11 protein-coding genes and 1 riboswitch are annotated in these 13,422 nt (G+C 47.6%); all 11 genes read right to left on the bottom strand.

Going from position 1 to position 13,422, the window contains the following annotated elements; translation table 11 throughout:
• Positions 1 to 3 precede the first annotated feature (3 nt).
• The 11 genes from sepF to ftsZ all read right to left on the bottom strand — a co-directional run bounded on the left by sepF (position 4) and on the right by ftsZ (position 13,411).
• Positions 4 to 462, bottom strand: coding sequence for a cell division protein SepF (gene sepF / locus L3V45_RS07600; protein WP_003154410.1), 459 nt, complete (start codon positions 460 to 462; stop codon positions 4 to 6).
• The gene (locus L3V45_RS07595; RefSeq protein ID WP_024085283.1) at positions 459 to 1,151 is read right to left on the bottom strand and encodes a YggS family pyridoxal phosphate-dependent enzyme; all 693 of its coding nucleotides are present in this window, start codon (positions 1,149 to 1,151) and stop codon (positions 459 to 461) included. Before L3V45_RS07595 ends, sepF begins: the two co-directional genes overlap by 4 nt.
• A complete protein-coding gene (pgeF, locus tag L3V45_RS07590) occupies positions 1,138 to 1,992 on the bottom strand; it encodes a peptidoglycan editing factor PgeF (protein WP_236837331.1) in 855 nt (284 codons plus the stop codon). Before pgeF ends, L3V45_RS07595 begins: the two co-directional genes overlap by 14 nt.
• 154 nt (positions 1,993 to 2,146) lie before the next feature.
• The gene (locus L3V45_RS07585; protein WP_003154415.1) at positions 2,147 to 2,398 is read right to left on the bottom strand and encodes a YlmC/YmxH family sporulation protein; all 252 of its coding nucleotides are present in this window, start codon (positions 2,396 to 2,398) and stop codon (positions 2,147 to 2,149) included.
• 60 nt (positions 2,399 to 2,458) lie between these two features.
• Entirely contained in the window at positions 2,459 to 3,739 is a 1,281-nt protein-coding gene (locus L3V45_RS07580) for an acetylornithine deacetylase (RefSeq protein WP_236837330.1), read from the bottom strand.
• 73 nt (positions 3,740 to 3,812) lie between these two features.
• Positions 3,813 to 3,917, bottom strand: a riboswitch (TPP riboswitch).
• Positions 3,918 to 3,921: 4 nt separating this feature from the next.
• Complete coding sequence (locus L3V45_RS07575; RefSeq protein ID WP_024085281.1) at positions 3,922 to 4,719, bottom strand: ABC transporter ATP-binding protein; 798 nt, start codon at positions 4,717 to 4,719, stop codon at positions 3,922 to 3,924.
• Between the two features lie 127 nt (positions 4,720 to 4,846).
• Positions 4,847 to 5,629 carry an RNA polymerase sporulation sigma factor SigG gene (gene sigG, locus L3V45_RS07570; protein ID WP_003154420.1) on the bottom strand — a complete coding sequence of 261 codons (783 nt, stop codon included), beginning with the start codon at positions 5,627 to 5,629 and terminating at the stop codon, positions 4,847 to 4,849.
• Between the two features lie 140 nt (positions 5,630 to 5,769).
• Positions 5,770 to 6,489, bottom strand: a complete 720-nt coding sequence (gene sigE / locus L3V45_RS07565) for an RNA polymerase sporulation sigma factor SigE (RefSeq protein WP_007409714.1) — start codon at positions 6,487 to 6,489, stop codon at positions 5,770 to 5,772.
• A gap of 57 nt (positions 6,490 to 6,546) precedes the next feature.
• Complete coding sequence (gene spoIIGA, locus L3V45_RS07560) at positions 6,547 to 7,476, bottom strand: sigma-E processing peptidase SpoIIGA (protein WP_007409713.1); 930 nt, start codon at positions 7,474 to 7,476, stop codon at positions 6,547 to 6,549.
• Positions 7,477 to 7,692: 216 nt separating this feature from the next.
• Entirely contained in the window at positions 7,693 to 11,988 is a 4,296-nt protein-coding gene (locus tag L3V45_RS07555) for a S8 family peptidase (protein WP_069013477.1), read from the bottom strand.
• Between the two features lie 274 nt (positions 11,989 to 12,262).
• Positions 12,263 to 13,411, bottom strand: coding sequence for a cell division protein FtsZ (gene ftsZ, locus L3V45_RS07550; protein WP_003154424.1), 1,149 nt, complete (start codon positions 13,409 to 13,411; stop codon positions 12,263 to 12,265).
• Between the last annotated feature and the right edge of the window lie 11 nt (positions 13,412 to 13,422).

The raw sequence follows: 13,422 nt of genomic DNA, 5'->3' as shown, positions 1-13,422 counted from the left end.
GCTTTACCACCTCTGATGTTCGTCTTCATTTATAAGCTCCGAAATCGTGCCGGAAACGTCGACATTATCAGGCGTGCACAGAAAAATATCTGAACCGATTCTCTGAATGTCGCCGCCGATGGCGTAGACGGTACCGCTTAAAAAGTCGACGATTCTTTTCGCCTGATCATGCTGGATGCGCTGCAGATTGACGACAACCGCCCGCCTGTTCTTTAAATGATCGGCGATTTCCTGCGCTTCCGCATATACACGCGGTTCACTCAAGACCACTTTAGAGGATTTCTGAACACTTTGCAAGCTTACTACGTTCTGCTTGCCCTGCGGCTTCTGAGCGTAAGCAGGCTGTTTATCTTTCTGCTGTTCATGCTCTTCCTGATGATCCTGCTCCGTTTCAATGTATTCGTACTCGTACTCCTCCTCATCCATTGAGAAAAAGTTTTTCAGTTTATTTTTCATGCTCATTTGTTTACACCCCCCGGTTCATTTCCGACTAATGAAGAGCCGATTCTGATAAAAGTTGCGCCCTCTTCAACAGCGATTTCATAATCATTTGACATGCCCATTGACAGTTCCCGGCACGGCGCGTTTGTCTGATTCAGTTTTTGCACCTGATCCCTCAGATCACGCAATTGCCGGAAGCAGGCTCTGATCGTTTCTGTATCGTCTGTCAGGGGAGCCATCGTCATCAGGCCCTCTACAGAAATGTTTCTAAACTCAGAAAGCTCTCTGATAAAGGGGATGACCTCCTCTGTTTTCAAACCGTGCTTAGACGGCTCAAGCGAAGTATTCACCTGCACAAAACAGCGAACCGTATGCTGCGCCCGTTTTTCAATCTCTTTTGCCAATGACAGTCTGTCTAAGGAATGAATATAAGATACACGGTCAACGACGGCCTTCACCTTTCTGGACTGAAGACTGCCGATAAAGTGCCACTTCGGGCTTCCTTTGATGACTTCCTGCTTATGGATAAGCTCGGCATCCCGGTTTTCTCCCAGACTTGTAATACCGGCATCAACGGCCTCTTGAGCCCTTTCAGCTGATACGTATTTTGTAACCGCGATGACGGTAACATCTTCGGGGCTTCGGCCCGATCTGTTACATGCTTCGTTTATTCTTTCGTTTATATGTCGTAATTGATCAGCAACACGCAAGATCTAATGCCTCCTTCATTCCGATAAAGGACATCATGCGTCCCGTTTTCCCTTTGTCGCGGCGGTGTGAAAAGAATAGTTCATGCTCTCGTTCGGTGCATAATCCGCTGACTGAAATGTTTTCTTCCGGAATGCCGCAATGTATCAGAAGAAGACGGTTGACCTCTTTTAAATCAAGCTGATACTGGCCTTTTTCCGTTTCGCATATGGCGGATTCAGCCGTAAAGGGCAGCGCCCGCACTTCATTGATGACGCGGTCGTCGACTGTATAGCTTCCCGCGCTGATGGACGGACCGATGACAGCCTGAATATCTGTTAAACGGGAGCCTTCTTCGTTTACCCAGCGTTCCGTCATGATGCGTCCGATTTGTTTGACCGTCCCCTTCCATCCGGCATGGGCAGCGCCGATAATGGATTTCACCGGGTCATAAAAATACAAGGGCACACAGTCCGCAAAACAAAGGGCCAAAAAAAGATTCGCATCTTTCGTGTAGAGCCCGTCCGTCCCGCGGAATGCGGAAGAATAGTCTCTCGCTCCTTTTCCTTTATCCCCGGCTGTCACGCGCCGGACGCGGTTTTCATGTGTCTGGTCGGCGAACACCCAGGAATCCAGATCAGTACCGCATAAGGACGCTATGACTTCACGGTTTGTCACAACATCATGAGCTTCGTCCCGGACGTGCAACCCGGTATTTAATGACTCATACGGAGGATTGCTGACACCGCCGTTTTTCGTTGTGAATCCGGCGATGACCTTTGTGTTAAGCTGATTCACACAGTTCCAGTCTTCTATCATGAGTGCCGAGGGGGTGGTAAGACTAAACGGGTGATATGTATTCATGGAGATCCAACCTTTCGACAAACATTAAAAAAGCGTAATTTCCCACTCATTTTAACACAATTTTAAGCATACGTTTAGCGGCTGATTGAAAAATGAGATAAATAAATGTGCCGGAAACATTGAGATTTCCGGCTTTTTACAAGTAAAGGGAGGATTACGCTCCCCCCTTTGGTTCATTTACACGCACTAAGATGACATCTTCCCCAATTTTAACTATATTTCGCCAAGGAATGATCATTTCCTCTTCTTTTCCGAAAAAACCGAGAACTTTTCCGCTGCCGCCTAAAATAATCGCCTGAATTTTTCCCGTTGTCACGTTAATATCAATATCCCCGATGCTTCCGAGTTTTTTTCCGTTCGACACGTTTACCACATCTTTTATTTGAAATTCAGATATGCTGATCATCCGTATCACGCCCTTTGCCCGTTCTTTTTCCTATTATATGAACGGCCGGGCTGAACCTTGTCACATCGGGCAATCTTTTTTGCGGCTGCACCAGCCGAGAATAAATCTCAGCATGATTTTCGTATAGTCCATAAGCTCATCAACGGACACTTCCTCGTTTACGGAGTGGGCGTTTTTTAAATCGCCGGGGCCGTATATGACGCTCGGAATCCCGGCCTGATAAAGCCATCCTCCGTCTGTTACGGTTTGGGAAACATCAATGACGGGCTCCTGTTTTTTGACGGCAGAGTGTGAAGCAGCCAAGACAGAAACTGCCGGATGATCCGGATCGATTTCCAGCGCCGGGAACACCTCTCCTCTGTCTTCAATCATCGAAGATCCGCCCCATTTGAACACCGGCCTGTTTTCTTTGAGCCACAGATCACTGTCAGCGACACGATTAATATAGTCTTCGATTTCTGCGGCTGCTTGTTCGTGCGTTTCGTTCGGATAAAAGTGGACGGTGATCCATAACCGGCATTCATCGGCGACAAACGCTGCGTGTCTTCCGCCTTCAATGACGGCGGGGTTGATCGTATTGGTGCCGGGCGCAATGCCGGGATAGCTTTTCGTTACCGCCCAGTGGCGCTCCAGCTCTCCCAAGGCAGTGATGATTTTCGCCATTTTTTCGATGGCGCTCGCTCCGAATGTGCCTCCGCCCGCATGAATCATATTGCGCCTCATGCCGTCATGAAATGTTTGTTTGCTTTTCAATTCTATCCAGCCGGTGATGACACCGCCCTGCCCTTGAATATGCAGGCTGCTCGTATCCGCGACAACCGCAAAATCCGCGTGATAGCCGCGTTTGCAGCATTCCAGCGTCCCCGCCTCGCCGACTTCTTCTCCGATTACAGACTGTACAATGAGGTCGCCCGGAAGCTTAATGCCGGCATCATGGATCAGCTTCAGAGAGAAAAGAACACACGCCAACCCCCCTTTCATATCAGCGGCGCCCCTTCCGATCAGCATGCCGTCTTTTACGAGCGGCTGAAACGGGTCAGAGTTCCAGTCTTCGCCCCCGGCTTCTGCCACATCAATGTGTCCGTTTAAAATCAGGCTTTGATGCCTGCTTGAATCTGTCCCTTTTAAAACACCGACTACATTCGGATCTTCCGGATACACATCCCACATATCGACCGAGCAGCCCGTTTCTTTTAAAAAGCCGGCCACCCACTTTTGGGCTTCTGCCGTATTTCTTGCTGGCGGGTCCGGTGTCGGAAAGGCGATCAACCTTTCAGCTATTTGTATTAAATCGCCCCGCCGTTTATCCGCCTGGTGTAACAGCATATCAATCTGATGCATTGGAAATCTCCCCTTTGGCTGTATCAAAAAACCCGTTTCATTAAAATGAAACGGGTAAAAAACGGATCTTCCTCCGCTTTTTTCACCGCTTCCCTCCGCCGGCATGATCCGGATCAGGTCCGTTAAGGGTTGAGACAACGTCTCTCTCAGCCGCATGGCAGCACCCCCAGGGTGAATTGATGTTATTTTACGGATGATGCCTCTTTTGCACGTGTTAAAAACGGGCGGCCATTGTTCCATAAGACATTGACAGGCGTATCGAAAAACGCTGTAAGCCGCTCGTCAGAAAGCATATCCCTGATTTCCCCGGAGGCGAACACCTCGCCTTGTTTTAAAAGCAGCGCCTGATCAAATACCGGCAGAATTTCTTCAGCGTGATGAGTGACATAAAGGATGGACGGCGCATTTTCTTTTTCGGCGATCGACGTAATCGTGTCCAGCAGCTGCTCCCTTGCCATAAAATCAAGACCCGTCACGGGCTCGTCCAAAATCAGCAGTTTGGGATCAGCCATAAGCGCCCGCGCAATCAGCGCTCTTTGTCTTTCCCCTTGTGATAATGTTTCATACCGTCTGTCGGCGTAACTGATGGCGCCCAAATCCTTCAGAAGACCGATCGCTTTTTCCCTTACCTGCTCACTCGGAGTTTCGTACAGCCCGATTGAGGCGTACGCGCCGCTGAGGGCGATTTCAAAAGCGGAGTCCGCGGCATATAATTTGTGCTGAAGACCTGCCGAAACAAGGCCGATTTTCCTTCTGAGCCTGTCACCGAGCTCTGTTTTGCCGAACTGATGGCCGAGCACCTGCATCTCTCCTGAAGTGGGGAAGTAATAAGAGCATAACATATTCAGCAAAGCCGTTTTTCCGGCTCCGTTTAATCCGTACAGCACCCAATTTTCGTTTTTCTCGACGCGCCAGTTAATATCTTTCAAAATCCATTTTCCGTTTCTTTTTAATGACACACTGTCCAGCTGTAAAATCATTGCCGTTTCCCCCGTTTACTTTATTTAAATTTTCTAAAAACTTTTACACATTAGAATACATCACTTTTTTGCAAACGTAAACCATCGCATGAAAAAAGCCTTTAAACAAGGTTAAAGGCTTTTTCCGTTATTGATGGATATTTTTATTCATTTGTTTAATGGCTGCCTTTTCAAGCCTTGAGACCTGAGCTTGGGATATCCCGATTTCTTCAGCGACTTCCATTTGGGTTTTCCCTTGGAAAAAGCGCTTTCGCAAAATCATTTTTTCCCGTTCGTTCAGTCTTCTCATGCCTTCTTTCAGAGCGAGCTCCTCAATCCATTGTGTATCCTTATTGCGCTCATCGCTGATCTGGTCCATCACGTAGATCGGATCGCCGCCGTCATTATAAATCGGCTCAAACAGTGAAACCGGATCCTGGATGGCGTCAAGGGCAAACACAATTTCTTCATGGGGCACTTCAAGAACTTTGGCGATTTCCTCTGCTGTCGGCTCCCTGCTTGTCTCACTGATTAACCGCTCTCTTACTTGAAGCGCTTTATATGCGATATCGCGAAGCGACCTCGAGACGCGGATCGGATTGTTATCCCGCAAATATCTGCGGATTTCTCCGATGATCATCGGTACAGCGTATGTTGAAAACTTAACATTATGGCTTAGGTCAAAATTATCAATGGATTTCATTAGTCCGATGCAGCCGACCTGAAATAAGTCATCAACATACTCTCCTCTGTTGTTAAACCTCTGAATGACGCTTAAGACAAGGCGCAGATTGCCGTTTACAAGCTTTTCCCTCGCTGAATCATCGCCCTCATCCTGCAATTGCCTAAACAGCTTTCTCATCTCTTCATTCTTGAGCACCGGTAATTTGGAGGTATCCACCCCGCAAATTTCGACTTTATTTCTTGACACGTTTTTCCCTCCCACTAGGAGCTGCTGTACAACGTTAAGTATCTCCTCGGGTGGGAAAAATATGCACCGCCATTTTACAGAAATAAACATCCGGCGGCGGCAATCCTTGCAGCAGTAAGGGCTGTCAGATGGAAAAAATTTTACACCATTTTGTTAAACTCTTTTCTCAGTCTTTTGATAATCCGCTTTTCGAGCCGGGAGATATAAGATTGTGAAATCCCCATCATGTCGGCTACATCTTTTTGGGTTTTTTCTTCTTCTCCGACAAGCCCGAAACGCAGTTCCATAATCTGCTTTTCTCTTTCGTTTAATTGCTCAAGCGCTTTTTTCAAAAGTTTTTTATCCACATTGGCTTCAATGTCTTTCGTAATAATATCATCATCTGTGCCGAGCACATCCGAAAGCAGCAGTTCGTTTCCGTCCCAATCAATGTTCAGCGGTTCATCAAAGGACACCTCTGAACGGATTTTATTGTTTCGGCGCAAGTACATTAAAATTTCGTTTTCAATACATCGCGATGCGTAGGTGGCGAGTTTGATTTTCTTTTCCGGATTAAACGTGTTTACCGCTTTGATCAAACCGATGGTGCCGATGCTGATTAAGTCCTCGATATTGATGCCGGTGTTTTCGAATTTGCGGGCAATGTAAACGACAAGACGTAAGTTTCTCTCAATCAGGATGGCCCGCGCCGCCTGATCCCCGCTCGGCAGCTTTAATAAGAGCACCTGCTCCTCTTCTTTAGACAAAGGCGGCGGCAGCGCCTCGCTTCCTCCTATGTAATACACTTCATCGCTTTTCAGTCCGAGTTTCATCAGCCATTTATACCACAAATATGTCAGACGCAGCTTAAGTTTTTTCATCTTCCTCCCCCTTCTAAATACCACGCGTTTTGAGTATGATGAATAACAGACTTTTCGTCAGGAAACATGTTTTACAGCCTTCCCTGTCAGCATCTTCGGATGAACGATTCCGTCAAATTCACCGTCAGCGGATAATGGCTTCGTGCTGATGCCGATCAGGCATTTTTCACATGCGATCATCTCGTCTTTTGTTAAAATCGTGACGTAATCCGGCTTTAAACAGAGTAAAAATTGATTGTCCTGGCCGACGCCCCTGTATGGAATCAGCCTCAGCTTATCCGCATGACGGAACGAATCATCAAGCTGCTCTATCACTTCAAGCGGACTGGCGGATTTGATGAGGTCCGTTTCCTTTTCGCTGAGAATCAGAGCGAATTTGTCAATGTGAAGGATCATGACCGGCGTTTTCGTCAGCGGATCATACAGCTGATTCCCGGAATCCACCAATCCTTTCGCGCGGATTGTCTGTCCGCTGAATTCCGCCTGCACCATGACAAGTTCATCGTACTGAATGGACTTCGTCTCGATGTCTTCAATTCTCTTTTTCGAAAAAAACCATATGGCCGGAAATCCGATAACTACAAACATCCAACTGATCGGGTCGCCGAATCCGGTCTGGCTTGTGACCATTACGCCTTGCTGCACAATTGATTCTGTCTGCAGCAGGGAATGTACGCCGATCATTCCCCCGCCGACGAGAAAAGTCGCGAAATAAAAGGCGAACAAATTTTGAAAAAAGTATCGGAACCGTTTAAAGCCAAAAGCCGTAAGCACGATGACTACCGAAAACGCCATTTTTCCCGCCGGATGCTCCACAAAGGGAGAAACAGGCGTAAACATCAGAAGCACAATGGCTGACCCGATGAAACCGCCGGCGGCCACTCTTCTTTTTTTCACCTGGCGTTTTAAAATAAAGGCGGTCAATAAAAGCAAAAGAGAATCAAAACAAAAGTTCAACAGCCAAATGACATCCAGATAGATTTTCACATCTGACCCCTTTCCTCTTTTGTCTTACATATCTGTTTCTCTCTCTTGTTTCATAAGTATAAAGCAAGCTCTGTGGGAAAGTCTGTCAATTAATGTTGAGGGTAAAGTACAATTTTTAAGGGATAACCGTTTTATTTGTCGAGGGCCGAAAAGGTTGATTTTCTATTGTCCCCTTCAACTAAAAAAGCGCTGCCGTGATTTGGCAGCGCTCTGTTTTTACTCATTGATATAAAGTTTTCCTTTAGCCGTCTGTCTCGTTTCATTTCCGTAGTCATCTCTTGCGATAACGTCAATTTTTGCTCCGCTTGCTTTGATGGAAGAAGCCGCCGTCCAGTAACCCTCATATCGTCCCGGAGAAATTTCTCTCAGCGGAAGCTCTGTTGCGTTTTGGCTCCCTGCCCGGGCGTTTGTCAGAGGCAGACGGATCACGAAGGAAGCGTCTAATTTCTTTCCGCTTGAAAAAGCGATTTTCACTGATTCTCCGGCTTTTAATTCCTTATCCGCTCCGGGAACCAATCCGGAAATGACGGGAGCATTGTAATTGACATCGATTACCGTCTTTTTCGTTGTTTTGTTACCCGCTTTATCTGAGGCCGTGACCTTGATCTCATTGCTGCCGTTTTCCAGAAGGGTTCTCGCTTGATAAGAACCGTTATTTACTTCAGCTTTTTTTCCGTTCACCTTTACCCATTTTAAATGGGCGTCGTGCACTTTTCCTTTTACAGTCACTGCTTCTTTATTTGTTTTATCACCGTTTGCCGGACTGTCAATCGTCACATCAGGCTTATCCTCATCCAGTATGACCGTGACAGGGCGTGACTCATCGGTTGACCCGCTGTCTGTCACAGATGCCGCTGTCAGCCGATTGCCATCTTTAGTGAGTGTGACACCGGCCTGGAAACTGCCGTCTGCATCTGCTTTCGTTTCTGCGGCGGTTTTACCGTTATTGGTAAGACGGACAGCGGTTTTTGGTGAAGCCGTTCCTTTCACCGTGATTGACTTCTTGTTTGTAAATGACCGGTCTTCAGGCGACGTTATCTCAGGCACAGAAGCTTCGTAGTCGACCAAAGCCCTGATCATAAAGTTTCCGTCTGATTTATCGGCTTTTGACCAGCGGCCGTCGAGGTATTGCCAGTTTCTGTTCGAGTACGGACTGCCGTCATCAGATGACAGGGCAGGTGTATAAGGATCGGGTTTCGTCTGACGGAACACAAGATAAAAATCCTTTCCGACCGCGATTCCTTTTGAGCTGAGATTCACTTTGGTCCACTCGCCGTTTCGAAGTGCTTCAGCTTGGAACGGGCCGGCAATTTTGCTGCCCGGAGCTCCATCAGGGCCGGATGCATCATATACTTCTGCTTGAAATTCGGTACCGCCCGGATCAGGCCAGTCGGCGCCCCAAAATTTAAAAAGGCCTCCCGTCAGCATACCGTGTTCTTTTCCGTCTTTGAGGGTCATCTTAACGGCAGATTTGCTGCCGGCTTTAAAATATGACAGCGCGGCTTCTTCCGTCCCGTTATCATAGGCGATTTCTCCTTCATAACCGACATACGGCTTAAGCTTGACGTTTTTTTCAGCATCTCCTTTGATGTCGACAGAAAATTCGCTATTGTAAAAGCCTTTTGCCGCTACTTTGATTGTGTAGGAGCCTTCATACGCCTTAAGCGAATATTCCCCTTTATCGTTTGTCACCGCCGGCTCAATTGCGGCATCCTCGGCCACATAAAGCGCAGCCCCTTTTACCGGTTCGCCTGTGGACTGATTGGTGATGGTTCCTTTTAGCGTGCCGGACGGCATTTGCTCCAGTGTAAAGTCTGCCTGTGCGGTTTTGTCTGATTGAATAGAAACTTGTTTCGAAGCGGACTTAAATCCGTAAGCCTCGGCTTTCAGCGTATAGCTTCCCGCCTTATGTGACAGGCTGTAGCTTCCGCTTGCAGGGTCGGAATATACGGATTTCCCCGTCTCGGCGACACTGATTTGCGCTCTGAGCGGCAGGAGGTTTGTTTCACGTTTCACTCTTTTTCCGGGTGATCTCACTGCCGGTTTGGCCTGTTTCGGACTGATGGCTTTTTTCTTCAGGTGGCCGGGAGGTGTTTGTCTATTGTGTTTACTTTTTTTAGCCGCCTTGCCGAGAGGGCTGCTTGAAAGCCGGACATCATCGATATACCATCCGTCTTCATTGAGTACTTCGTCAGACTGCATATTAAACATGAGCTTTATGTTTTGGCCTTTATACGCAGATAAATCCGCCTCTTCATCATTCCATCCTGCGGAATCACCATTGTAAACGGCCGCCTGCTCCCAATTTGATTTCCCTTCCGGCAGAACGAACACATACCCGTAATCAAAAAATTCTTCGAGCTTGTGCCAGCTTTTAAATTGTAAAAACAGCCGCCCTGTTTCCGGAACTTGAATCGGAGGCATCACGAGATTCATGTTGGCCGAATCGGCATAAGGGCCGGACAGATTCGTCGCATACACTTTATCTCCGGAAAATGCGGCGCCGGGCCCTGAACCCGGGATACCCCATTCCCATTGATCATGTGTCCCGTAACTGGACCAGCCCGCCGGCTGTGATTCAAAATCCTCTTTGTATCCCGCCGTAATGCTCGGTTTCACGTCAGCCCGGTACGTATCAGATTCTACAGAATGACCTCCGAAATCTTTTATGGTCCATTTATAACTTATCTTGCTTCCCGTTATGTCCGGAATCTCCGCCTGGTATGTTCCCTTTTTTTCATCACCGCTTTTTTGAACGGCGGCTGTCGTTTTCCACTCTCCTTCATCAAACTGATAGGAAAGGATCACCTCAGTTACGCTTACATCATCTTCTGCTGTAACCGTTAACGGAAGGTTTGCCCCTTTGTAAGCCTCTGAGACCGGTTCATGATGAAAGCTGGGCGGATTGTGATCTTCGCCCGCAGAAGATACCTTGCCTTCTACGCTTCCGATTCCGTCCGTTACGGCAGAAACGGCATCAAAAGCGTTAACGAGACCGTGGCCGTAACCGTTATTCGGTGATTCCGGAAAAACGGAATCTGTCAGCTTTTCGGCGGTGCGCGTCAAAACGTCTTCCATTTCATCGACCGTAATAGAGGCGTTCGCCTGCCTTAACAAAGCCGCCGTCGCCGCCACATGCGGCCCGGCCATTGAAGTTCCGTCCCAGCCGCCTTCGTATGTTCCTCCAGGAATAGAAGAACGGATATTCACGCCCGGAGCCGAAATGTCCGGTTTTGTTTCATGATACGGTGAGGGGCCTTGAAGTGAGAAATCAGCGAGTTTCTTGTCGATGTCAGTCGCACCTGTCGCAAATGCTTCAGGATAATTGGCCGGATTTGCGATTGAACCCGGTCCTCCCGGTGTAAATAAGTCTTCATTTCCCGCAGAGAATTCCGGAAAAATCCCTGCCGCTCTCCACGCATTCACCATATCGCGGTACCACTCGTCCATTCCCGAACCGCCCGCCCAGGAATTATTGACAACATCCGGCGCCATCTCGGGATGCGGCGTGCCGTTTTTATCTTTAGGCGCAAGCACCCATTCACCGGCATCCAAAATATCGGCATCGGTTCCTCCGTCATCTGAAAATGCTTTTACTGCGATCCATTTCGCCCCCGGAGCCACACCGATTTGATTTGAGCCGTCAGGTTCTGAACCCGTCATGGTCCCTGTTACATGAGTGCCGTGTTCAAGGTCATCGTAGGGAGCGTCTTTATGGGACACGGCATCATACCAGTTCATTTCATGATTCGGCGCTGCTGGATTTTCAGGATCGTAACCCCGGTATTTTTCCTTAAGCGCGGGATGATCCCACTGAACTCCCGTATCAATGGAGGCGACAACCGTGCCGGTTCCGTCGTATCCTGAGGCCCAGGCCTGCGGCGCATCAATTTGGCTGATATTCCATTCGATGCCTTCCTTTGCTTTGACCTCTTTTTGTTTTTTCTTCATTTGAAAAGGAGCTTTTGATTGCCGTTGAGTAAGCTGACGTTTTTCATTCGGAAGAACTTTTTCTACTTCAGGAAATGAGGCGGCTTTTTCCATTACCTCTTTCGAAGCAGTGACTGCCATTCCGTTGACAATATAATAGGAATGGATGTGATCAGCCTTTCCTTTCTTTTTTTGTTTTTCCAAATATGTTTTCAGATTCTGCTGCGCATCATGAGCTGCCAGTTTTAAAGAAGAAACAACGGCTGACCGCTTTTGATATTCGGTTTTTGCTGCGGAAAGCGAATGAGACTCGGCATTTTTTTCTGCTTCTTTGACCGCTTTTTTCGTATTGGCTTTCTCTTTAAATTTGATAAGAAACGTGACTTTATCATTTTTTTCAAAACGCTTCTTGACTGAATCGGAAATCTTATGCTGAATGCTCTTAGAGGAAGAAAGATCTTTGGTGAAAGAAACTGCCCCCGGTGTGCTGTTCGCTCCGGCTGCACCCGGAAACAACAGTGAACTGACGACAATCGCGCTTAAAACGGAGCCTGTCCATCTGTTTCTCGTTTTTTTCTTCAATCGTATCCCCCCTTATTTGGTAACGCCCTATAAAATGTGTATCCCCCCTTCATAATTGGAATCGTTTGTCATTTCGATGCTGTACGTTAAATGTAGACAATCTTCCATCCAGATATTGTCACATTCTGTAGAAAGCCGTATGAAACTAAAAAACAATCAATTCGTCATAGGTATAAAGCTTCTTTTTTCACTGTATAGATCATGGGGGATAGGAAGGAAGACTGTGCACAAAAAAGAAAAAGGACAAAACCATGTGGTCTTGTCCTTTTTTACATCAGCCGCGTTTGTTGCGGTTTCTTAAAAATGTAGGAATGTCGAGGGCATCATCCGCCGGTTGTGATGTATGGCGGTTCACCGTGTTTTGATGCTGTGTTTCTTCTCGTTTCGGCTCACGTTTCGCAGCGTTTTGGCTTTGAGACTTCAATCCTTGGTTTAAAGTCGGACGCTGCGGTTTTGAGTCATCTTTTTCCTGTTCGATAAAACCGGTCGCAATAACGGTGACGACGATTTCATCTTTCAGATTTTCATTGATAACTGAACCGAAAATCATATTGACATCAGGGTCAGAGGCAGAAGCGACGATGTCGGCTGCTTCCTGCACTTCGTAGAGGCTCAGGTTTGTACCTCCCGTAATGTTCATCAAAACACCTTGCGCTCCGTCGATTGCCGCTTCCAGTAACGGACTGGAGATCGCCTTTTTGGCGGCTTCAGCAGCACGGCTTTCTCCTGTAGCGATCCCGATACCCATCAATGCTGAACCTTTGTTGGACATGATGGTTTTGACATCGGCAAAGTCCAAGTTGATTAAACCAGGCGTTGCGATGAGGTCAGAGATACCTTGCACCCCTTGGCGAAGCACGTTATCAGCTTCACGGAATGCTTCAAGCATCGGTGTGTTTTTATCGACAATTTCAAGAATGCGGTCATTCGGAATAACGATCAGTGTGTCAACGGCTTCTTTCATTGCCGTGATACCGCCTGCAGCCTGCAGCTGGCGTTTTCTTCCTTCAAATGTAAACGGTCTTGTTACGACACCGACAGTCAAAGCGCCTAAGTCCTTTGCGATTTGAGCGATCACCGGTGCGGCTCCCGTTCCGGTACCGCCTCCCATTCCGGCTGTAACGAACACCATGTCAGCGCCTTTTAACGCTTCTTCGATTTGTTCCTTACTTTCTTCAGCGGCTTTTTTGCCGACTTCCGGATTCGCTCCCGCTCCGAGACCGCGGGTCAGCTTTTCCCCGATCTGCATTTTCACTTCCGCTTTTGACAGGTTAAGAGCTTGCGCGTCCGTGTTTACCGCAATATACTCTACACCCTGCACTTCATTTTCAATCATTCGGTTGACCGCGTTATTACCGCCGCCTCCTACTCCGATTACTTTAATTGATGCTAAGCCGTCTATGTTTGTTTCGAAATCCAACATGCTAAATCCTC

It is taken from the genome of Bacillus sp. R45 (assembly GCF_021729365.1).
Lineage (GTDB): Bacteria > Bacillota > Bacilli > Bacillales > Bacillaceae > Bacillus > Bacillus velezensis.
The sequence above is the reverse complement of the archived record's forward strand: the minus strand, read 5'-3'. Positions and strand labels throughout refer to the sequence as shown.